General features: G+C 59.9%; 20 protein-coding genes. 14 read left to right on the top strand and 6 right to left on the bottom strand.

All coding sequences use genetic code 11. From position 1 onward, the window contains the following. The first annotated feature begins 116 nt into the window (after positions 1-116). The 3 genes from L9059_RS24605 (at position 117) to L9059_RS24595 (ending at position 2,590) form a co-directional block, all read left to right on the top strand. Positions 117-1,673, top strand: coding sequence for a bifunctional aminoglycoside phosphotransferase/ATP-binding protein (locus L9059_RS24605; protein ID WP_247293434.1), 1,557 nt, complete (start codon positions 117-119; stop codon positions 1,671-1,673). Positions 1,674-1,763: 90 nt separating this feature from the next. Further along, positions 1,764-2,108, top strand: a complete 345-nt coding sequence (locus tag L9059_RS24600) for a pentapeptide repeat-containing protein (RefSeq protein WP_247293433.1) — start codon at positions 1,764-1,766, stop codon at positions 2,106-2,108. A 209-nt stretch (positions 2,109-2,317) separates the two neighbouring features. Then, complete coding sequence (locus tag L9059_RS24595) at positions 2,318-2,590, top strand: TfoX/Sxy family protein (RefSeq protein WP_007971093.1); 273 nt, start codon at positions 2,318-2,320, stop codon at positions 2,588-2,590. A gap of 248 nt (positions 2,591-2,838) precedes the next feature. Here the strand turns inward: L9059_RS24595 and L9059_RS24590 are convergent, their stop codons facing one another. The 4 genes from L9059_RS24590 to L9059_RS24575 are packed head-to-tail and all read right to left on the bottom strand — an operon-like array spanning position 2,839 to position 6,415. Beyond that, positions 2,839-3,723 carry a ChaN family lipoprotein gene (locus tag L9059_RS24590; protein ID WP_247293432.1) on the bottom strand — a complete coding sequence of 295 codons (885 nt, stop codon included), beginning with the start codon at positions 3,721-3,723 and terminating at the stop codon, positions 2,839-2,841. 21 nt (positions 3,724-3,744) lie between these two features. Further along, positions 3,745-4,512 (bottom strand): heme ABC transporter ATP-binding protein, encoded by a 768-nt coding sequence (locus L9059_RS24585; protein WP_247293431.1) that lies wholly within the window; start codon positions 4,510-4,512, stop codon positions 3,745-3,747. Next, positions 4,512-5,495, bottom strand: coding sequence for a FecCD family ABC transporter permease (locus tag L9059_RS24580; protein WP_247293443.1), 984 nt, complete (start codon positions 5,493-5,495; stop codon positions 4,512-4,514). The genes L9059_RS24585 and L9059_RS24580 overlap by 1 nt, the downstream gene beginning before the upstream one ends. Before the next feature lie 50 nt (positions 5,496-5,545). Next, positions 5,546-6,415 (bottom strand): heme/hemin ABC transporter substrate-binding protein, encoded by an 870-nt coding sequence (locus L9059_RS24575; RefSeq protein WP_247293430.1) that lies wholly within the window; start codon positions 6,413-6,415, stop codon positions 5,546-5,548. A gap of 160 nt (positions 6,416-6,575) precedes the next feature. Here L9059_RS24575 and L9059_RS24570 point away from each other — a divergent pair, with 160 nt between their 5' ends. Further along, complete coding sequence (locus tag L9059_RS24570) at positions 6,576-6,893, top strand: Rieske (2Fe-2S) protein (protein ID WP_247293429.1); 318 nt, start codon at positions 6,576-6,578, stop codon at positions 6,891-6,893. Here the strand turns inward: L9059_RS24570 and sfsA are convergent. Further along, on the bottom strand, positions 6,890-7,603 hold the full coding sequence (gene sfsA / locus L9059_RS24565; protein ID WP_247293428.1) for a DNA/RNA nuclease SfsA: 714 nt from the start codon (positions 7,601-7,603) through the stop codon (positions 6,890-6,892). The two genes, L9059_RS24570 and sfsA, sit on opposite strands and share 4 nt — an antisense overlap. Next, entirely contained in the window at positions 7,603-8,775 is a 1,173-nt protein-coding gene (locus L9059_RS24560) for a pyridoxal phosphate-dependent aminotransferase (protein WP_247293427.1), read from the bottom strand. The genes sfsA and L9059_RS24560 overlap by 1 nt, the downstream gene beginning before the upstream one ends. A 332-nt stretch (positions 8,776-9,107) precedes the next feature. Here L9059_RS24560 and dksA point away from each other — a divergent pair, with 332 nt between their 5' ends. From dksA to panD, 10 genes are all read left to right on the top strand, one after another. Further along, positions 9,108-9,548, top strand: a complete 441-nt coding sequence (gene dksA, locus L9059_RS24555) for an RNA polymerase-binding protein DksA (protein ID WP_247293426.1) — start codon at positions 9,108-9,110, stop codon at positions 9,546-9,548. 232 nt (positions 9,549-9,780) lie between these two features. Then, positions 9,781-10,677 (top strand): tRNA glutamyl-Q(34) synthetase GluQRS, encoded by an 897-nt coding sequence (gene gluQRS / locus L9059_RS24550; RefSeq protein WP_247293425.1) that lies wholly within the window; start codon positions 9,781-9,783, stop codon positions 10,675-10,677. 77 nt (positions 10,678-10,754) lie between these two features. Next, on the top strand, positions 10,755-10,931 hold the full coding sequence (locus L9059_RS24545; RefSeq protein WP_003176118.1) for a hypothetical protein: 177 nt from the start codon (positions 10,755-10,757) through the stop codon (positions 10,929-10,931). Then, a complete protein-coding gene (locus L9059_RS24540) occupies positions 10,915-13,869 on the top strand; it encodes a sensor histidine kinase (RefSeq protein WP_247293424.1) in 2,955 nt (984 codons plus the stop codon). The genes L9059_RS24545 and L9059_RS24540 overlap by 17 nt, the downstream gene beginning before the upstream one ends. Positions 13,870-13,891: 22 nt before the next feature. Next, the gene (locus L9059_RS24535; RefSeq protein WP_247293423.1) at positions 13,892-15,331 is read left to right on the top strand and encodes a sigma-54-dependent transcriptional regulator; all 1,440 of its coding nucleotides are present in this window, start codon (positions 13,892-13,894) and stop codon (positions 15,329-15,331) included. A 794-nt stretch (positions 15,332-16,125) separates the two neighbouring features. Beyond that, entirely contained in the window at positions 16,126-17,526 is a 1,401-nt protein-coding gene (locus tag L9059_RS24530; protein WP_247293422.1) for a polynucleotide adenylyltransferase PcnB, read from the top strand. A 3-nt stretch (positions 17,527-17,529) separates the two neighbouring features. After that, positions 17,530-18,015 (top strand): 2-amino-4-hydroxy-6-hydroxymethyldihydropteridine diphosphokinase, encoded by a 486-nt coding sequence (gene folK, locus L9059_RS24525; RefSeq protein ID WP_247293421.1) that lies wholly within the window; start codon positions 17,530-17,532, stop codon positions 18,013-18,015. A gap of 288 nt (positions 18,016-18,303) precedes the next feature. Then, the gene (gene panB, locus L9059_RS24520) at positions 18,304-19,104 is read left to right on the top strand and encodes a 3-methyl-2-oxobutanoate hydroxymethyltransferase (RefSeq protein ID WP_247293420.1); all 801 of its coding nucleotides are present in this window, start codon (positions 18,304-18,306) and stop codon (positions 19,102-19,104) included. Then, complete coding sequence (gene panC / locus L9059_RS24515) at positions 19,101-19,961, top strand: pantoate--beta-alanine ligase (protein WP_247293419.1); 861 nt, start codon at positions 19,101-19,103, stop codon at positions 19,959-19,961. Before panB ends, panC begins: the two co-directional genes overlap by 4 nt. A 93-nt stretch (positions 19,962-20,054) precedes the next feature. Then, complete coding sequence (gene panD / locus L9059_RS24510) at positions 20,055-20,435, top strand: aspartate 1-decarboxylase (protein WP_003228271.1); 381 nt, start codon at positions 20,055-20,057, stop codon at positions 20,433-20,435. Positions 20,436-20,534: the final 99 nt, after the last annotated feature.

The following is a 20,534-nucleotide window of genomic DNA, read 5'->3' as shown; positions in this document are numbered from 1 at the left end:
GCGGCGGATTATACGCACTTTATTCATACTCAACAGGACGCCTCCGAGGTTTGCGTCGAGCGGACTTGCGGCCATAATGGCGACCGTGAATTTTCCCAGACTCTGAAGGATCGCCTGTGAGCCAGTCCCTGATCGCTGCCCTGCAAAACCCGGCCCTCTACCCGCATCCCGTAGACGGGTTCCAGGTCATCGAGACCCACATTTCCTGGGTCCTGCTCACCGGCCCGTTTGCTTATAAAGTGAAAAAACCGGTGAATTTCGGCTTCCTCGATTTCACCAGCTTGGATGCTCGCGAGCATTTCTGTGGCGAAGAGCTGCGCCTGAACCAGCGCCTGACGAATGATTTGTATCTTGAAGTATTGCCGATTACCGTTAGCGGCGAAGCCCCGCAACTGGCTGGCGACGGCCCGGTGATCGAGTTCGCGCTGAAAATGCGCCAGTTCCCGCAAACCAATCTGCTAAGCACCTTGCAAGCCAATGGTGAGTTGACCACCGCGCACATTGACGAAATGGCCGCGCAGATCGCTCAATTCCACCTCGCAGCGCCGAAAGTCCCCGCCGAACACGAAGCCGGCACGCCGGACGCCGTGATGGCACCGGTGAGCCAGAACTTTGAGCAGATCCGCCCATTCCTCAGCGACAAGGCCGACCTGCTGCAACTGGACGCTCTGCAAGCCTGGGCCGAAAGCAGCTTCGAACGCCTCAAGCCATTGCTGGCCCAACGCAAGGCCGATGGCTTCACCCGCGAATGCCACGGTGATATTCACCTGGGCAACGCCACCCTGATCGACGGCAAGGTGGTGATTTTCGACTGCATCGAATTCAACGAGCCGTTCCGCTTCACCGACGTGTATGCCGACACCGGCTTCCTGGCAATGGACCTGGAAGATCGTGGTCTGAAGAGCCTGGCCCGCCGTTTCATCAGCCAGTACCTGGAACTGACCGGGGACTACCAGGGCCTGGAACTGCTGAACTTCTACAAAGCCTACCGTGCCCTGGTTCGCGCCAAGGTCACCCTGTTCAGCATGCCGGCCGCAGCCGACCCCGTGCAACGCGCTACCGCCCTGCGCCAATACCGCAACTACGCCAACCTGGCGGAAAGCTACAGCACCATCCCGTCACGTTTCATGGCCATCACCCATGGTGTATCGGCCGTAGGTAAAAGTCGCGTGGCAATGCGCCTGGTTGAAGCACTGGGTGCCATCCGCCTGCGCTCTGACGTGGAGCGCAAGCGCCTGTTCGGTGAACAGACCGTTGCAAATGATCCACAGGCCGGCATTTACAGCGCCGATGCCAGCGCCGCGACCTACACCCGCCTGCATGAAATTGCTGGGGTCATTCTGCGTGCCGGCTTCCCGGTCGTGGTCGACGCCACGTACCTCAAGCGCGAGCAACGCGACGGTGCAGCAAAAATCGCCGAGGCCACCGGCGCGCCCTTCCTGATTCTGGATTGCAATGCGCCGCAAGCGGTCGTCGAGACATGGCTGGCGTTGCGTCAGGCTGACAACACAGACCCATCCGACGCGACCCTGGCCGTTATCGAGAACCAACAGGCCAATCGCGAAGCCCTGACACCCGCGGAGATTCTCTGCAGCAAACGCATCCAGACCAATGAAAGCGGGACACTCGATACCGTGGTGGCGCAGATTCGCCAACGCTTGCCAGGCCTTTAAGGAGCATTTCGTCCGTGAGGTCTTCGCCGACCTCACGGCAGCTCGATAGTGGCACTATACTGGCGTCATAAATCCAACAGGTGATGTGACATGAGCCAGCCCAAACTTCTCGACACCCCGCTCTATGCCTTGCTCCACAAGGACGACATCACAGGCTTCAACAGCGAACGCCCCAGCGAAGGCGTCATCGACATGGTCGGCGGCGACTTTCGCGGCTTGGATCTGCGTGAACTGAATGCCGATGGCGTGGATTTCAGCGATGCCTACTTCCGCTCCGCCGACCTGCGCGGCATCGACTTTCGCAAATCATCCCTGGAAGGTGCGAGCCTGGCTCACGCCCAGATCTCGGGTGCCTACTTCCCGCCCGAACTGAGCGCAGACGAAATCCTGATGTCGATGAATTTCGGTACGCGCCTGCGTTATCGCACTCGCTGAAACGACGCTTGAACCACCGTCCAGCGCTCCCCGCTCTGCGCCGGACTGCTTGCGCCTGGCCTTTCCAAAGGTCAACTGTCCCGGCTTCCCCTCAGACTGCTTAGAAGCTTTTGCCCTGAAAGCGACCAAACAATCACGCTTTTCCTACTGATGGCTACACTCCTGAGAAGCTTGCCCACGCTCCCATTCGGCCGTCGCAAGGAGGCTTGATGAATGATGAACTGCAGCACCTGAAGAATCTTGGCAAGACATCAGCGCAGTGGCTGCATGCCGTGGGCATCCACAGCGCCTCGGACTTGCGTCGCCTCGGGGCGGTGGATGCCTATCGGGCCGTGCGCACCCGCGGGTTTCGAGCGTCCAAGGTGTTGTTGTATGCAATCGAAGGCGCGTTGATGGATGTGCATTGGAACGACATTCCTGCCGAGCGCAAGGAAGCACTGAACAAACAGTTGGAAGCCATCTCGTCACGCCACAAGAATTGAACAGCCCTCTCCCCCGCCCTGAAAGCTTTTGATTACGTGGCTTTCAGGGGAATTTCAAATTAACGGATAATCAACTGTTGACATGATAATGAGAATCGCTATGATTATCACAACCGGTCGCGAGACTGGTCGATATTTGAACAGCCCTTGGTTCGGACTCTCAGATATCTCCTCATCAGGCTAATCACGGTTATTTGACCCGGCTCTTTGCCGGGTCTTTTTTTGCTCGTTAAAAAGAGTCAGGTCGTTCATTTTTTTCGAGTCTTTCCGAGCTGCTTGCGCATCTGCTTACAATAATCCGGCGCCTTCACGACAGGCGTATACCAGACGTAATCCGCCATGGCCGCTGTAACCTCGCTGCCCTGCTGGGCCAGCATCAACACTGTCGCCCCCTCCTCCGCCCCCAGATCCAGCAGATGGATCGGCACACCGACATCCTTGCGCGCATGGAAGGCGCCGGCGAACAGCATGGCAGGCTCGGGCGCGGCGAGCAGGCGTTCGGCCATGCGTCGGTCGCGTTGTTGCTGCACCGCCAGCATGGCCGGCATTTGCGACTTAGGCAGCAGGCCGCAATGGGACTCACTGACTTGCTTGAGCAGTTCATCCTTCACTGACTCTGCGTTGGATCGGGAACCGCTCGGCGTTGCAGGATGGGCATAAGCCGCACGCACTTCCAATGGGTCCAGGTTTGCGGCGAGCAACGGATACGGTTGGGACAGGGCGAACTGAACGATCGGCCCGTACAGCGCCCAGTCCCAACCCTCCTGCCAGGCCAATGCATCGCGCAAATCCGCCGGGGGCTTGGAGGCCTGGTGGACCTGATCGACATGCGGCTGCTGGTCCGGGGTGAGCATTTCGAGCAGCAGGCTGCCTTGGGCTCGTTGCTCACCCAAGGCTTTTAACAACCACAACTGCACGGCGTGGTGATCACGATTGTCATGCTGCTCACCGACGATCAGCCGGGACGGCCTCGCCAGTTCCGCCAGCAGTTGCTCGGCCTTCAACACCTGACCGGTGCGCAGGTCGCGAATCTCCCCGGCAACAGGAGGCGGCGGAGGTGGGGCAGGTGGCGGCGCGGAAACATGCGTACAGGCCCCCAGCAGGAGCACCACCAGAACCAAGACTGCGCGCATGTTTACGCTCCTATGACAGATTCAACGAGCAATGATCAGCGGATGACCACGCTCCGGATGCGGTTGCACCAGGACTTCGAGCCCGAACACCGCCTTGAGGGGCTCCGGGCGCAAAACCTGCTCGGGTGTGTCCAGCGCCACCGACCGACCGCCTTCGAGCAGCAGCAGGCGATCACAATAGCGCGCTGCCAGGTTCAGATCATGCAGAATTACCAGCACCGCCGCGCCCCGATCGGCGAATTCGCGCACCGCTTGCAGCGTGGTGTGCTGGTGTAGCGGATCGAGCATCGAAGTTGGCTCATCAAGCAACAAGGTCTGTCCTGCCTCGCCCGGCCATAACTGCGCCAGCACTCGAGCCAGATGCACCCGCTGACGCTCGCCCCCGGACAAGGCCAGGTAACTGCGTCCACTCAAATGACCGGCGTCGGCAGCGTGCAAGGCGGCGGCGATGATTTCGTCATCGCGCAGTCGACCGGTTTGATAGGGCAAACGCCCCATGCCGACCACCTCTTCCACGCGAAAGGCAAAGTCCAGGGTCGACACTTGCGGCAACACTGCCAGCCGTTGGGCCCTCTGCGCGCCGATGCAATGGCTCAACTGAAGGTCATCGAGCCAGACGCTACCGTGATCAGCCTTCAACTCGCCGCACAAGGCCCCCAGCAAAGTACTCTTGCCAGCGCCATTGGGGCCCAGCACGCCGAATATTTCGCCGGGCTTGAGCTCGAGCGTGATGTCCGTCAGGACCGTCTTGGTGCCACGGCGGATTTGCAGATTCTGCGTGCGCAGCATCAGACGCGCCTCCGGATCAGAAGAAACAGAAAGAATGGCGCACCGATGAACGCGGTGACGATGCCGATCGGCAGTTCGGCCGGTGCCAGGGCCAAACGAGCCACCAGATCGGCCAACAACAGCAGGCTGGCACCGGCCAAGATCGAAGCCGGTAACAGCACCCGATGGTCCGGCCCGGCCAGCAGTCGCACCAGATGCGGCACTACTAATCCGACAAAGCCGATCATGCCAGCCGCTGCCACCGCGGCACCGACTCCGAGCGCGGTGCAGAACACCAGTTCGCGCTTGAGCTTTTCGACGTCGATGCCCAGATGCCCGGCTTCCGACTCGCCCAGCAACAACGCGTTCAACGCCCTGGCCCGGCGCGGCAACCAGAGCGCTACGCCGATACTGATCAACAACAATGGCCAAAGTCGCGAATAACTGGCGCCATTGAGGCTGCCCAGGTTCCAGAAGGTCAGTGTGCGCAGGGTGGCGTCATCGGCCATATAAGTGAAGAGCCCGACTGCCGACCCGGCCAACGCCGTCAAGGCGATACCCGCCAGCAGCATGGTCGCGACATTGGTCTGGCCGTTGCGCCGCCCCAGTCGGTACACCAGCGCGGTCACCCCAAGCCCACCGAGAAAAGCACACAGCGATAACAGATAGGGCCCGAAGGATTCCGGCAGCCCGCCAAATGCCGAGCCGCCGACAATCGCGATGGCCGCACCCAGGGCCGCGCCACTGGAAACCCCCACCAGCCCTGGATCGGCCAGCGGGTTACGGAACAAGCCCTGCATCGCCACACCGGACAGCGCCAACACCCCGCCTACCGCCAGGCCCAGCAAGGTTCGCGGCAAACGAATCTGCCCCAGAATCAATTCAGCCTGCTCCAGGCCCTCGGGCGCGACGGGCAGGCCGACCATGCGCAACCCGGCGCGCAAGGTATCGAGCAACGGCAGGCTGACCGGGCCGAGTGCCAACGACAGCCAGATAGCCAGCAAACACAGAAGGCTCAGGCCGATGAACAGGGTTCGAGGCTTGACCAGCACGGTCATTGGGTAGACATGCCCGGGTAGAAACCTTCAGACAGCGCCTTCAGCGCCTCGGGTAAGCGCGGTCCCAGCCCGCCCACCAGCAAAGTCGGATCCAGCTGGATGACTCGCCCGTCTTTGGCAGCAGGGGTCGAGGACAGAATAGGGTTCTCCCTGAACAGTGCTGCGCGGGCCTCATCACCAGTCAGCACGCGATCGGCAAAGACCAGCACCTGCGGATTGAGGCTGGCGAGCGCTTCGACGGAAAACGGCTTGTAGCCGGTATGAGTCGCCCGATTGTGTCCGCCGGACTGCTGCAGTATCCAGTCTGCCGCCGTGTCCTTGCCGGCAATTAACGGCTTGCCACCGGCATGCCCAACCAGCAACAACACCCCGGGAGCCCCTTGCTTGAGTTGCGCCTGTCTCACCCGAACCTGTTGTTCCTCAAGTTTTCCGCGGTAGGACTTAAACGCCCGGGACGCCTGCTCCTCTGAACCCAGCAATTTGCCCAGGTGCTGCAAATTACCCTGCAATGCAGCCAGGTCAGGCTGGGCCGAGAACAATTCGACCTGCACCCCCGCAGTGCGCACTTGCGACAACACCGTTGGTGGCCCCATCTCCTCGGTCCCCACGAGAATCTGCGGGCGCAGGCTCAGTATGCCTTCGGCCGACAGCTGGCGCTGATAGCCGATGCTCGGCAACGCCTTGAGCGCCTGCGGGTGCTGGCTCGTGGTGTCGACCCCGACCAGCTTCGACTCGCCGCCTAGCGCGCTGACCCATTCCGATACTGCGCCCCCCGCACTGACCCAGCGCTGCGGCAACTCGGCCGCCGCCTGATGGCTGGCGAGAAGTCCGATACAGAGCGCTGCAACACGGGTACTCAGGCGCATGAATAGCTTCCTTTAAGGTTTTTCCCGGACAGGGAGACGGCAGGCCAAGTATCCTCGACATCCAGCCTTCTGCGGGCGAAGCCGGCATTTGATAATTGTTTGCATTTGAACGTCAAGCTCGGACATGTCTTGTCACCGGCGGCGGCACATGAGGATAGTCATGAAGTTTTTTTGCACAGGCAGCGAACTGCCCGATGACAGCAGCCGCGGCGGCGAGATCAAAGGTTGCAAACTGTTTGCCGTGCGCCGGGGTGGCCAGGTCTACGTCTACCTCAATCGCTGCCCGCACCGTGGCGTTGGCCTGGAATGGCAGCCCGACCAGTTTCTCGACCCCAGCAACAGCCTTATCCAGTGCGCCACCCATGGCGCACTGTTCCTGATCGAGGACGGCGAATGCGTGGCCGGCCCGTGTGCCGGGCAAGCCCTGACGCCCATCCCCTGCCGTGAAGACGCTCAGGGGATATGGGTAAGCCTTTAGCCGTGAAGCAGCACATCCAAACGACGATCGACCAGCATCTCTTCCTGATTCAAGCGCACGCCGTACGCCAGCACTTCCACCCCGCAGGCCACCGCTTCACGCAGCGCATCGGCATAGGCTGAATCGATTTCATGGGCTGGGCGCACCGCCTCGATACCGGCCAGGTTCACGCAGTACAGCTGCACTGCCCGAATCCCGTCCCGCGCCAAGTGGGCCAATTCGCGCAGGTGCTTGGCCCCGCGCTGAGTGACCGCGTCGGGAAACGCCGCCACCGATGAGCCATCGAAACCCAACGTGACACTTTTGACTTCGACGTAGGCCGGCCCACCAGGGAATTCCAGGCGAAAATCAATGCGACTGCTTTCCTGACCGTAAGCCACTTCACGCCTGAGCTCGGTGAAACCGTTCAGCTCGGTGATGACCCCTGCTCGCAGCGCTTCCTCGATCAGACCGTTGGCCCGCCCGGTATTCACGCAGAACAACCGCCCCTGAGGCGTCTCGCCAATCTCCCAAGTGCCGGGCAACTTGCGCTTCGGATCATTGGAGCGACTGAACCACACCTGCCCACCCTCGACCTGACAGTTGAGCATCGAGCCGGTATTGGGGCAATGAATGGTGAGCAACTCGCCATTGACGGTCTCGATATCGGCAAGAAAACGCTTGTAGCGACGGATCAGGCGGCCTTCTTCAAGTGGAGGATGAAAGCGCATCAGCCTTGCCAGCTCCGCAGACCACGGGCAATTCGTTCGACCGCTTCCTGCAGGCGCGGCAGATTCTGCGTATAGGCGAAACGAACGTGATGGCCGGCCTGGTAACGCCCGAAATCGAGCCCCGGAGTAATCGCCACATGCTCGGTTTCCAGAAAATGCTGGCAGAACGCGAAGGCATCACCGCCGAACTTGCTGATATCAGCATACAAGTAGAAGGCGCCCTCCGGTTCTACGGCGATGCCAAAACCCAATTCCCGCAAGGCTGGCAGCAGGAAATCGCGGCGGCGGCCGAATTCGGCCCGACGCTCTTCGAGAATGTTGATGGTGGCCGGTTCAAAACACGCCAGGGCCGCGTACTGAGCCATGCTTGGCGCACTGATGTAGAGGTTTTGCGCGAGTTTTTCCAGCTCGCTGACTGCAGCTTCGGGCGCCACCAGCCAACCGAGGCGCCAGCCGGTCATGCCGAAATACTTCGAAAAACTATTCAGCACAAAAGCATCGTCGTCCACTTCAAGCACACTGGCGGCGTCGGTTCCGTAGGTCAGGCCATGGTAGATCTCGTCCACCACCAGATGGCCGTGTCGAGCCTTGATCGCATTGGACAGGCCCGCCAGTTCGTCGCGGGTCAGGATGGTCCCGGTCGGATTGGCGGGCGACGCCACCAGCGCGCCGACGCTGTCGTGATCCCAATGCCGCGCCACCAGATCGGGGGTCAATTGGTAACGCACTTCCGGGCCGACCGGCACCAACTGGGCGGCACCTTCCACCAGGCGCAGGAAATGCCGGTTGCACGGATAACCCGGGTCCGCCAGCAGCCAGTGCTTGCCTGGATCCACCAGCAAAGCGCTGGCTAGCAACAGTGCTCCGGAGCCACCTGGGGTGATCAGGATTCGCCGAGGATCGATGTCTAGCCCGTAACGTTGCTGATAGAAGCCCGAAATAGCCTCGCGCAGCTCAGGAATACCCCGCGCGGCGGTGTAGCGGGTCTTGCCCGCAGTCAGTGCGGCCTGGCCAGCCTGGATGATCGGCTCGGCGGTGGTAAAGTCCGGTTCGCCGATTTCCAGGTGGATCACGTCGTGGCCTGCGGCCTGCAATTCATTGGCGCGCGCCAACAGAGCCATGACGTGGAACGGTTCGATCGCGCGACTGCGGGCACTGTAGGACTGAGCCATCGGCCTTCCTTCAACAGGGAAAAAAACTGATTCTACCCAAGCGCAGGAACGAGCGAGAATCTAAAGCGGTCAGAGCGTTACAACTCTGGTCTCAAACGACTCAGGCGTGTGTCCCAGGTTTGACTAAAATCAATATTTGATCAGGTCTCCAGCACCACCAGACAAGGCTTTGTAATCATTTGCAAGCCCATTGAGCCACTACCTCGACATCCGGGAGTAGCGCGGTCCGATTTGATCTGGTAAGTTCGCCCGCTTGCAGCCGCAGGGCCGGCAGGTGTCGGTGATGGAGCAATCCTGCGCAATGGATTACAAGAGTAGAGGCGGTCCATTTCATGCCCACCCAAGCAAAGCAGCAAAATCAGTCGATCAGCGGCTTCGAACCCTACGTACCCGTTAAGGGCGAGGAATACATGGGCAAGCCCATGCGCGCCCACTTCACCAAGATCCTGAACAAGTGGAAACAGGACTTGATGCAGGAAGTCGACCGTACGGTTGATCACATGAAAGACGAAGCGGCCAATTTCCCCGATCCGGCAGATCGTGCCAGCCAGGAAGAAGAATTCAGCCTCGAGTTGCGTGCCCGCGATCGCGAGCGCAAGTTGATCAAGAAGATCGACAAGACCCTGCAATTGATCGAAGACGAAGAATATGGCTGGTGCGAGTCCTGTGGCGTCGAAATTGGCGTCAAGCGACTGGAGGCCCGCCCTACCGCCGACATGTGCGTTGACTGCAAGACCTTGGCGGAAATCAAGGAAAAACAAGTCGGCAAGTAATTGCGACCTGGATGAAAGAACGGAGCGTGCGAACGCTCCGTTTTTTGTTTCTGATATTTGCGTTACCTGATGCGTTTATAAAATCGCCATCACTGTAGGAGCGAGCTTGCTCGCGATGAACCTGAGAACGCCGCAGGGTATCAGGCTTGCAGCGTTATCGTTGACGACCTTCGCGAGCGAGTTCGCTCCTACAGGTTGTTTGGCGCCAGCCAGGAAAATGTAACATTACCCCATGACTGCCATCGCCTCTCCCACCTACATCGGCCGCTTCGCCCCCACGCCCAGTGGTCACCTGCACTTCGGTTCGCTGGTCGCTGCATTGGCCTCGTACCTCGACGCGCGCTCGGTGGGCGGGCGCTGGCTGATGCGTATGGAAGACCTGGACCCGCCCCGGGAAGAACCAGGCGCCCAGGCTGCCATCCTAAAAGCTCTGGAAGGCTACGGTTTTGAATGGGATGGTGCGGTGGTGCGCCAGAGTGACCGTCAGGATGCCTATGTAGAGATTATCAGTCGCCTGTTCAACCACGGCCTGGCCTACGCCTGCACCTGTTCGCGCAAACAACTCGAGCCGTATCACGGAATATATCCGGGTCTGTGCCGCAATGCCGGGCATGGCACCGACGATGCAGCGATTCGCTTGCGCGCCCCCGAGTTGGAATACCATTTCATCGACCGCGTACAGGGCGAATATCGCCAGCACCTGGGCCGCGAGGTCGGCGACTTCGTGATCCGTCGCCGCGACGGGCTTTACGCCTACCAACTGGCGGTGGTCCTGGATGACGCCTGGCAGGGCATCACGGATATCGTGCGAGGAGCGGACCTCCTCGACTCCACGCCGCGTCAACTCTACCTGCAGGAATTGCTCGGCCTGTCGCAACCACGCTACCTGCACATCCCGCTGATCACCCAGCCCGATGGCCACAAGCTTGGCAAATCCTATCGCTCGCCGCCGCTGACTGAAGATCAGGCAACGCCATTGCTCCTGCGGGCGCTACGGGCACTTGGGCAAAGTCCCGGTCCAGAACTGGCGTACGCCTCCCCGCGGGAGGTACTGGACTGGGGCATCACCCACTGGGATGCGCTGGAGATCCCGCGCAAACTGCACCTGCCCGAGGCACAACTGCAGTGATGGCACTTGCAGTCGCGCCGCCATCCGTTACCATCGCCGCACGTTTTCGGGCACGCGCATAAAAAAGAGAGGCCGGGATGTACATCTATCGCTTGGTCCTGCTTCTGGTAGTGGGGATTTACCTGTTTTCCCCGGCCATCATGGACTGGTGGATCGACGCCACTGGCGCCTGGTATCGCCCTTATCTGCTCTGGCTGATACTGATCGTCGTGACCTTCATCCTGCAGAGCCAAAAAGATGCCGATGAGCTTTAGCCTGACCCAGATGATCCTGATCAGCGCCGCGTACCTTGCGGTGCTGTTCGGCGTAGCCTGGATCAGCGAACGGGGCATGATTCCCCGGGCGATCATTCGCCACCCACTGACCTACACCCTGTCCCTGGGGGTCTATGCCAGCGCCTGGGCGTTTTACGGCACAGTGGGCCTGGCCTATCAGTACGGCTATGGATTCCTCTCCAGCTATCTTGGGGTTTCCGGAGCATTCCTGCTTGCGCCAGTACTGCTCTATCCGATCCTGAAAATCACTCGCACCTATCAACTGTCGTCGCTGGCCGACCTGTTCGCGTTTCGCTTTCGCAGCACTTGGGCCGGCGCACTGACCACTATCTTCATGCTGATTGGCGTACTGCCGCTGCTGGCATTGCAGATCCAGGCGGTGGCAGACTCCATCGGCATACTCACCCGCGAGCCGGTGCAGCATCGCGTGGCCTTGAGTTTCTGCGCTCTGATCACCCTGTTCACGATTTTTTTCGGCTCCCGTCACATCGCCACCCGCGAAAAACATGAAGGGCTGGTGTTCGCCATTGCCTTCGAGTCGGTGATCAAGCTGATCGCGATCGGCGGAGTGGGTCTGTATGCGCTGTATGGCGTATTCGACGGCCCGCAGCAACTTGAGCTGTGGCTGCTGCAAAACCAGACCGCCCTTGCCGCCCTGCATACCCCGCTTCAGGAGGGTCCGTGGCGCACCTTGCTGCTGGTGTTCTTCGCCTCGGCGATCGTGATGCCGCACATGTACCACATGACCTTTACCGAAAACCTCAACCCACGCTCGCTGGTCAGTGCCAGCTGGGGCCTGCCGCTGTTCCTGCTGCTGATGAGCCTGGCGGTTCCGCTGATTCTCTGGGCCGGGCTGAAACTCGGCGCCACCACCAACCCGGAATACTTCACGCTGGGCATCGGCATTGCCGCCAACAGTAAGGCGCTGGCGCTCTTGGCTTATATCGGCGGCCTGTCTGCGGCCAGCGGCCTGATCATCGTCACGACCCTGGCATTGTCCGGGATGGCCCTGAACCACTTGGTGCTGCCGCTCTACCAGCCGCCGGCCGAAGGCAATATCTATCGCTGGCTGAAGTGGACTCGCCGGGCCCTGATCGTTGCGATCATCATGGCCGGCTACGGCTTCTACCTGTCCTTGGGGGCGGAGCAGGACCTGGCCAATCTCGGCATCGTCGCCTTTGTCGCCACCTTGCAATTCCTGCCGGGGGTGTTGTCGGTCCTGTACTGGCCGACCGCCAATCGCCGCGGCTTCATTGCCGGCCTGCTCGCGGGAATACTGGTGTGGCTGGTGACCATGCTGCTACCTCTGGTCGGCAATCTGCAGGGCTTCTACATTCCGCTGCTGAACATGATCTATGTGCTGGATGACACCAGTTGGCACATGGCGGCCATCGCGTCGCTGGCGGCCAACGTGCTGATGTTCACCCTGATTTCATTGTTCACTAACGCCAGTGCGGAAGAAACCAGCGCCGCTGAAGCCTGCGCCGTAGATAACGTGCGGCGGCCCCAGCGGCGCGAATTGCACGCCGCCTCGCCCCAGGAATTCGCCACGCAGCTGGCCAAGCCGCTGGGCGCCAAGGCCGCGCAAAAGGAAGTCGAGCAAGCGCTGCGCGATCTGTACCTGCCATTCGACGAGCGCCGTCCCTATGCGCTGCGGCGCCTGCGTGACCGCATCGAAGCGAATCTTTCCGGCCTGATGGGACCGAGCGTGGCCCAGGACATGGTTGAGACTTTTCTGCCTTACAAGGCTGGCGGCGAAAACTACGTCACCGAGGATATCCACTTCATCGAAAGCCGCCTCGAGGATTACCACTCACGGCTCACCGGGCTGGCTGCGGAACTCGATGCACTACGCCGCTACCACCGCCAGACCCTGCAGGAATTGCCCATGGGGGTCTGCTCCCTGGCCAAGGACCAGGAAATCCTCATGTGGAACAAAGCCATGGAGGAATTGACCGGGATTGCCGCGCAGCGCGTGGTCGGTTCGCGCCTGAGCACCATCGCCAATCCATGGAAAGAACTGCTTCAAGGTTTCATCAACCTTCCGGACGAGCACCTGCACAAGCAACACCTGGCCCTGGATGGCCAGACTCGCTGGCTGAACCTGCACAAGGCGGCTATCGACGAACCGCTGGCACCGGGTAACAGCGGCCTGGTGTTGCTGGTGGAAGACTTGACCGAAACCCAGATGCTTGAAGACAAGCTGGTGCACTCCGAGCGTCTGGCTAGCATTGGTCGCCTGGCGGCCGGCGTCGCCCATGAAATCGGCAATCCGATCACCGGCATCGCCTGCCTGGCGCAGAACCTGCGCGAGGAACGCGAAGACGATGGCGAGCTGAAGGAAATCAGCGGGCAGATTCTCGAACAGACCAAGCGTGTATCGCGCATCGTCCAGTCTCTGATGAGCTTCGCTCATGCGGGTAGCCATCAGCATAGCGACGAGCCCGTCTGTCTGGCCGAGGTGGCCCAGGATGCGATCGGGTTACTGGCCCTGAACCGGCGCAATTTCGAGGTGCAGTTCTACAACCTGTGCGACCCCGATCACTGGGTCGAGGGGGATCCACAGCGCCTTGCTCAAGTTTTGATCAACCTGCTCTCAAACGCCCGTGATGCCTCGCCTCCCGGCAGTGCCGTGCGGGTCAAAAGCGAAGCCAGCGAACACACGGTCGACCTGATCGTTGAAGACGAAGGCAGCGGTATTCCGAAGAACATCATGGACCGATTGTTCGAACCCTTCTTCACCACCAAGGACCCTGGCGAAGGCACCGGTCTGGGCCTTGCACTGGTCTATTCCATCGTTGAAGAGCATTATGGACAAATCACCATCGACAGCCCGGCTGATGTTCAAAGCCAGCGCGGCACCCGTATCAGGGTGACCTTGCCGCGTCATGTCGAAGCGACGTCCGCTGTGAACTGAGACCGTCGAGAGTATCGAATCAATGCCGCACATTTTGATCGTCGAAGACGAAACAATTATCCGCTCCGCCTTGCGCCGCCTGCTGGAACGTAACCAGTATCAGGTCAGCGAAGCCGGTTCTGTGCAGGAAGCACAAGAACGATTCACTATCCCAACGTTTGACCTGATCGTCAGTGATCTGCGTTTACCGGGCGCACCAGGTACCGAGCTGATCAAGCTCGGCCAGGGCACTCCTGTGCTGATCATGACGAGTTACGCGAGCCTGCGCTCGGCGGTCGACTCGATGAAGATGGGCGCAGTGGACTACATCGCCAAGCCTTTCGATCATGACGAAATGCTCCAGGCCGTCGCGCGCATCCTGCGCGACCGCCAATCGCTGCAGAGCACCAGCGCTGAACCGGTGGCCGGCAAGGCCACGTCTGGGGCGGGGAAAAGCGGAGTCGACAACAGCAATGGCGAGATCGGCATCATCGGTTCGTGCCCGCCCATGCAAGACCTCTACAGCAAGATCCGCAAAGTGGCGCCAACCGACTCCAATGTACTGATCCAGGGTGAGTCCGGTACTGGTAAAGAACTGGTTGCACGCGCCCTGCACAACCTGTCCCGGCGCGCCAAGGCACCGATGATATCGGTGAACTGCGCAGCCATTCCGGAAAGCTTGATCGAATCCGAACTGTTCGGTCACGAGAAAGGTGCATTCACCGGCGCCAGCGCCGGCCGTGCCGGCCTTGTCGAAGCAGCCGATGGCGGCACCTTGTTCCTCGATGAAATCGGCGAACTGCCACTCGAAGCCCAGGCTCGCCTGTTACGGGTGTTGCAGGAAGGCGAAATCCGTCGTGTCGGGTCGGTGCAGTCGCAGAAAGTCGACGTACGCCTGATCGCTGCGACCCACCGGGATCTCAAGAGCCTGGCGAAGATCGGCCAATTCCGTGAAGACCTTTACTATCGCTTGCACGTTATTGCCCTGAAACTGCCGGCCCTGCGCGAGCGTGGTGCGGACGTCAACGAAATCGCCACGGCTTTCCTGGTTCGCCAGAGCGCCCGGGTCAATCGCACTGATCTCAAGTTCGCCCCGGATGCCGAGCAGGCCATTCGTCACTACTCCTGGCCGGGTAACGTTCGGGAACTGGAAAACGCCGTGGAGCGCGCAGTTATTCTCTGCGAGAGCCCGGAAATTTCCGCCGAGCTGCTGGGGATCGACATCGAGTTGAACGACCTCGACGAGGATGAGTTCATCGGCCTGGCGCCGCAGCAGGGCAATGGCGCGGGTAACACCAGCCACGAACCGACTGAGGACCTGTCACTGGAAGACTACTTCCAGCACTTCGTGCTTGAACACCAGGACCACATGACCGAGACCGAACTGGCTCGCAAGCTCGGCGTCAGCCGTAAATGCCTGTGGGAGCGCCGGCAACGCCTGGGCATCCCGCGCCGCAAGACCGGGGTAACCAGCGAGAGCTGAATATCACCTGTCGGATGTGCGGGTAACAGGTGAATATGTGAAAAAACTGTTACCTGAGGTTTTTCACGTAACAGAAGCCGGGGCTTACGGTAACGAAGCCCCGGTTTTTTTGGGCCTCATAAAAGCCCGATAGCGAGCCTAACCCCTTGTTTTACTGGGTTTCGCAAAAGTTGGCACGCACCCTGCAATATGTCTGGTACAAGAACAATAACAAGCAATGCAAAAGACAATAAAAATAAGACGAATCGACTCACGCACAATAAAAACAAGACGGCGAGAGGCGCAGCTAACTGATTCTTTTGGAGAGGCGTTGTATTTGGGGCTTGCCCCGCAACCAGGCCGAGAACAACAAAAACTGTCCTAAGACAGAGCCTGAACTGGTTGGATCGATAGATCACTGCAGCACAGCGACCAAAGCAATCCGTTTGCTCTTGGCTCCCGATTGGGAGGGTCATGAAGGAAAAACTTCATGGCGAGGGCACTTAACAAAAACAAAAAGCCCGAAACCAATAATAAAAATAGAGCATGCAACTACTTCTTGGGGAGCTTCGGCTCCCCTTGTGGTTTCTGCGATTTGCCTTACCTGTAGGAGCGAGCTTGCTCGCGATGAACCTTCAGGCACCAATGGGGCCCTTGGCTCACCGCGTTACCGATCACACTCTTCGCGAGCAAGCTCGCTCCTACAGGTCATATCGCCTGCGTCCTACACCATCCCTCGACTAAATGCTAGAATCCCCGCCCATCATGCGGTCATTCTTCGTTATGGCCGAACATTCCTTCAAACAGTGCATCCCATGCTGAAGAAGCTGTTCCAGTCATTCCGTTCTCCCAAGCGTCATACGCAACACATTCGCAGTACGCCTGAAGTGCTCAACAGCGGCCAACATTCGCTGCAAAAGGGCCAATTCAGCCGTTATGCGGTGAATATCGTCGAGCGCCTGCAAAACGCCGGCTACCAGGCCTATCTGGTGGGTGGCTGTGTGCGGGACATGATGCTCGGCATCACACCCAAGGATTTCGACGTCGCCACCAGCGCCACGCCAGAACAGGTTCGAGCCGAATTCCGCAATGCGCGGATCATTGGCCGCCGTTTCAAACTGGTGCATATCCACTTTGGCCGCGAAATCATCGAAGTCGCGACCTTCCGCGCCAATCACCCGCAAAACGACGAGGAAGAAGACAGCAATCAATCTTCCCGTAACGAATCCGGGCGGATCCTGCGTGACAACGTGTACGGCACCCTGGAAGAAGACGCGCAACGCCGCGACTTCACTATCAATGCCCTGTATTACGACCCGGTCAGTGAGCGCATCCTCGATTACGCCAACGGTGTCCACGACATTCGCAATCACCTGATCCGCTTGATTGGCGACCCTAAGCAACGCTATCAGGAAGATCCTGTGCGGATGCTCAGAGCCGTGCGTTTCGCTGCCAAACTCAATTTCGGTATCGAAAAGCACAGCGCCGCGCCTATTCGTGAGCTGGCGCCAATGCTGCGAGAAATTCCGTCGGCACGCCTGTTCGAAGAAGTCCTCAAGCTGTTCCTGTCCGGCCATGCCGCTGACACCTTCGAGATGTTGGTGGACCTGCAACTGTTCGATCCGTTGTTCCCGGCCAGTGCCGAAGCCCTGGAATACAACCCGACCTACACCCACACACTGATCAGCGAGGCGCTGCTCAATACCGATCTGCGCATCAAGCAGAACAAGCCGGTGACTCCGGCGTTCCTGTTTGCCGCGCTGCTGTGGCCGGCCCTTCCCGCTCGCGTATTACGCCTGCAAGAGCGTGGCATGCCACCGATTCCGGCGATGCAGGAAGCGGCTCACGAACTGATCGCCGAACAGTGTCAGCGGATCGCCATTCCGAAGCGCTTTACCATGCCGATCCGTGAAATCTGGGACATGCAGGAGCGCCTGCCACGTCGCAGTGGCAAACGTGCCGACCTGTTGCTGGACAACCCGCGATTCCGTGCCGGTTACGATTTCCTGCTATTGCGCGAAAGCGCCGGTGAGCAGACCGATGGCCTGGGTGAATGGTGGACCGACTACCAGGATTCCAACGACAGCGAGCGTCGCGACATGATCCGCGACCTCAGCGGCAAGGATGAAGGCACCGGCGCCCCGCGCAAACGTCGTCGCAGCGGTGGCGCCAAGCGCAAACGCGCAGCCGATGCCCCGAGCGCTTCCGGCGAGTAATTGATGGAACGCATCTACATCGGCATGGGCAGCAACCTCGCCGACCCCGACGAACAACTGCGCAGCGCCGTCGAGGCGCTGGTGCAATTGCCGCACAGCGCGCTGGTCGGGGTGTCCGCGTTCTATCAGAGCGATTCGCTGTTACCCGGGCAACCGCGCTATACCAACGCAGTCGCGGCCCTCGACAGCGGCCTAGAGCCGCTGGAACTGCTCGATGCGCTGCAAGCGATCGAAAACGAGCAAGGTCGCGAGCGCCTGGAACGTTGGGGCCCGCGCACGTTGGACCTGGATATCCTGCTGTATGGTGATCGCCTGATCGACCAGCCTCGCCTCAAAGTGCCTCACTATCAGATGCAGGAACGGGCCTTCGTCCTGTATCCGTTGGCCGAATTGGCACCTGCTCAGCTGCGCCTCCCTGATGGCCGCACCTTGCGGGCACTGCTTGCCGCCTGCCCGTTCGTCGGCCTGGAGCGCCTCCCCCAAAATTGACACCCCCTGTGGGAGCGAGCTTGCTCGCTCCCACATTGGTTTTGTCTGCAGGTGCTGAATCGCATCAGTTACCCCGGTAACACCCCTGCCGTAACAACGCGGTAACACATGCAATTGACTTCCCGGGTTCTCCTCACGACTATAGGCGTCCCGCCGCCGTCAACACGGCGTTACAGGGCGCAATTCAGGCCTTAAAAGCACGACAACAGACCGTGCGCCTGTATTCCACGAAGAATCACGCGCGTTACTCGCAGTAGTTTCCGTAGCGCCTGAATGAGGAACCTTTTGATGCCAGCAATTACCCTGACAACCCTGCAAGGTCTCAAGCAAAAAGGTGAAAAAATCACCATGCTGACCTGCTATGACGCGACATTCGCCCACGCCTGCAATGAGGCCGGGGTTGAAGTGCTGTTGGTGGGCGATTCCCTCGGCATGGTCCTGCAAGGGCACGACAGCACCCTGCCGGTCAGCACCGCAGAAATGGCTTACCACGTGGCCTGCGTCAAGCGCGGCAACTCAGACGCATTGATCCTCGCTGACCTGCCGTTCATGGCGTACGCCACCAACGAACAAACCATGACCAACAGCGCCCTGTTGATGCAGGCCGGTGCAAACATGGTCAAGGTCGAAGGCGCATTGTGGCTGGCGGACTCGATCCGCCTGCTGGCTGAACGCGGTATCCCGGTGTGCGCGCACATGGGGTTGACGCCGCAGTCGGTAAACATCCTCGGCGGTTACAAGGTCCAGGGCCGTAACGAAAATCAGGCGCGGCAAATGCGTGCCGACGCAATTTCCCTGGAACAGGCCGGCGCGGCCATGCTGCTGCTGGAATGCGTGCCAAGCGAACTGGCCGAAGAAATCACCCAAGCGGTGAAGATTCCGGTGATCGGTATCGGCGCAGGTCACGCGACCGACGGCCAGGTGTTGGTGCTGCACGACATGCTGGGCCTGTCCATCACCGGGCGCGTGCCCAAGTTCGTGAAAAACTTCATGACTGGACAACCCAGCATTCACGCGGCCCTGAGCGCTTACGTAGCCGAAGTCAAAGCGGCGACTTTCCCGGGCATCGAACACGGATTTTCTGCATGAACACCGTAAAAACCGTACGCGAACTCCGGGCCGCCGTGGCCCGGGCCCGCAGTGAAGGCAAACGTATCGGCTTCGTGCCCACCATGGGCAACCTGCACAGTGGCCATGTCGCGCTGGTCACCAAGGCCACCCAACGGGTGGATTTCGTGGTCGCGAGCATCTTCGTCAATCCGCTGCAATTCGGAGCCGGCGAAGACCTCGAAAAATACCCGCGGACCCTCACCGCCGACCAGGAGAAACTGCTTCAGGCCGGCTGCCACCTGCTGTTCGCGCCGAGCGTCGAGGAGATGTACCCCGATGGCATGGCCGGGCAGACGCGGGTCAGCGTACCGCAACTGTCCGAAGGCTTGTGTGGCGCCAGCCGCCCTGGGCATTTCGAAGGGGTGGCGACGGTCGTCAGCAAACTGTTCAACATGGTTCAGCCGGACCTGGCGATCTTCGGCCAGAAAGACTTCCAGCAGTTGGCGGTCATCAAATCACTGGTCCATGACCTGAACATGCCGATCCAGATCATTGGCGAGCCAACCGTGCGTGCGGCCGACGGTTTGGCGTTGTCGTCGCGTAACGGGTTCCTCAGCGAAGAACAGCGGGCCGTTGCACCGGTGGTATATCGCACGCTGAGCGAGATCGCCGAGGCGATCAAGCACGGAGATCGCGACTATCCGGCACTGATCCGCGCCCAGTTGCAGCAACTGGAAGCCGCCGGACTGCGCCCTGACTACCTGGAAATCCGCCAGGCGCAAAACTTGCGCCCGGCCAGCCCAGAGGATCGGGATGTAGTGATTCTGGTAGCAGCGTTCCTGGGCACAACCCGCTTGATCGACAACCTGCACCTGAACCTGGACGCTTGCGCTTAAACACCGCGAGCCTTTGTGGGAGCGAGCAAGCCTGCTCCCACAATAAATCTGCCTCAGATTCCAAAACCCGATTTCGACCTGGGATAACAAAAAATGCACGCCATCATGCTAAAGGCCAAGCTGCATCGCGCCGAAGTCACCCACGCTGTTCTCGATTACGAAGGTTCTTGCGCCATAGACGGTGAATGGCTGGACCTGTCCGGCATTCGCGAGTACGAACAGATCCAGATCTACAACGTCGACAACGGCGAACGCTTCACCACCTACGCCATCCGTGGCGAGGAAGGCTCGCGCATGATTTCGGTCAATGGCGCCGCGGCGCATAAGGCCAAGGTCGGCGATCGCGTGATCATCTGCGCCTACGCCCATTACAGCGAAGCCGAGCTGCTCAACTTCAAGCCACGCATGCTTTACATGGCGCCAGGTAACGAACTGAGCCACACCAGCAACGCCATCCCGGTACAGGTCGCCTGATCTAACCAGCAAAACACCTTTTCCTTCCGTTTGTCGGCGCGTCCCCGTGTTGATGTATAAAAAAGTACCGGAAACGGGTCAGACAAAGTCAAGACAGAT

It is taken from the genome of Pseudomonas violetae (genome assembly GCF_023072615.1).
GTDB lineage: Bacteria > Pseudomonadota > Gammaproteobacteria > Pseudomonadales > Pseudomonadaceae > Aquipseudomonas > Aquipseudomonas violetae.
Note: the sequence above shows the minus strand (reverse complement) of the source record. Positions and strands in the feature narration are given on the sequence as shown.

Excerpts from the sequence above, each read along its gene's own strand:
- L9059_RS24600 (WP_247293433.1), top strand. The coding sequence starts at position 1,764 with ATGAGCCAGCCCAAACTTCTCGACACCCCGCTCTATGCCTTGCTCCAC.
- L9059_RS24595 (WP_007971093.1), top strand. The coding sequence starts at position 2,318 with ATGAATGATGAACTGCAGCACCTGAAGAATCTTGGCAAGACATCAGCG.
- L9059_RS24590 (WP_247293432.1), bottom strand. The coding sequence starts at position 3,723 with ATGCGCGCAGTCTTGGTTCTGGTGGTGCTCCTGCTGGGGGCCTGTACG.
- L9059_RS24585 (WP_247293431.1), bottom strand. The coding sequence starts at position 4,512 with ATGCTGCGCACGCAGAATCTGCAAATCCGCCGTGGCACCAAGACGGTC.
- L9059_RS24575 (WP_247293430.1), bottom strand. The coding sequence starts at position 6,415 with ATGCGCCTGAGTACCCGTGTTGCAGCGCTCTGTATCGGACTTCTCGCC.
- L9059_RS24570 (WP_247293429.1), top strand. The coding sequence starts at position 6,576 with ATGAAGTTTTTTTGCACAGGCAGCGAACTGCCCGATGACAGCAGCCGC.
- sfsA (WP_247293428.1), bottom strand. The coding sequence starts at position 7,603 with ATGCGCTTTCATCCTCCACTTGAAGAAGGCCGCCTGATCCGTCGCTAC.
- L9059_RS24560 (WP_247293427.1), bottom strand. The coding sequence starts at position 8,775 with ATGGCTCAGTCCTACAGTGCCCGCAGTCGCGCGATCGAACCGTTCCAC.
- dksA (WP_247293426.1), top strand. The coding sequence starts at position 9,108 with ATGCCCACCCAAGCAAAGCAGCAAAATCAGTCGATCAGCGGCTTCGAA.
- gluQRS (WP_247293425.1), top strand. The coding sequence starts at position 9,781 with ATGACTGCCATCGCCTCTCCCACCTACATCGGCCGCTTCGCCCCCACG.
- L9059_RS24545 (WP_003176118.1), top strand. The coding sequence starts at position 10,755 with ATGTACATCTATCGCTTGGTCCTGCTTCTGGTAGTGGGGATTTACCTG.
- L9059_RS24540 (WP_247293424.1), top strand. The coding sequence starts at position 10,915 with ATGCCGATGAGCTTTAGCCTGACCCAGATGATCCTGATCAGCGCCGCG.
- L9059_RS24535 (WP_247293423.1), top strand. The coding sequence starts at position 13,892 with ATGCCGCACATTTTGATCGTCGAAGACGAAACAATTATCCGCTCCGCC.
- L9059_RS24530 (WP_247293422.1), top strand. The coding sequence starts at position 16,126 with ATGCTGAAGAAGCTGTTCCAGTCATTCCGTTCTCCCAAGCGTCATACG.
- folK (WP_247293421.1), top strand. The coding sequence starts at position 17,530 with ATGGAACGCATCTACATCGGCATGGGCAGCAACCTCGCCGACCCCGAC.
- panB (WP_247293420.1), top strand. The coding sequence starts at position 18,304 with ATGCCAGCAATTACCCTGACAACCCTGCAAGGTCTCAAGCAAAAAGGT.
- panC (WP_247293419.1), top strand. The coding sequence starts at position 19,101 with ATGAACACCGTAAAAACCGTACGCGAACTCCGGGCCGCCGTGGCCCGG.
- panD (WP_003228271.1), top strand. The coding sequence starts at position 20,055 with ATGCACGCCATCATGCTAAAGGCCAAGCTGCATCGCGCCGAAGTCACC.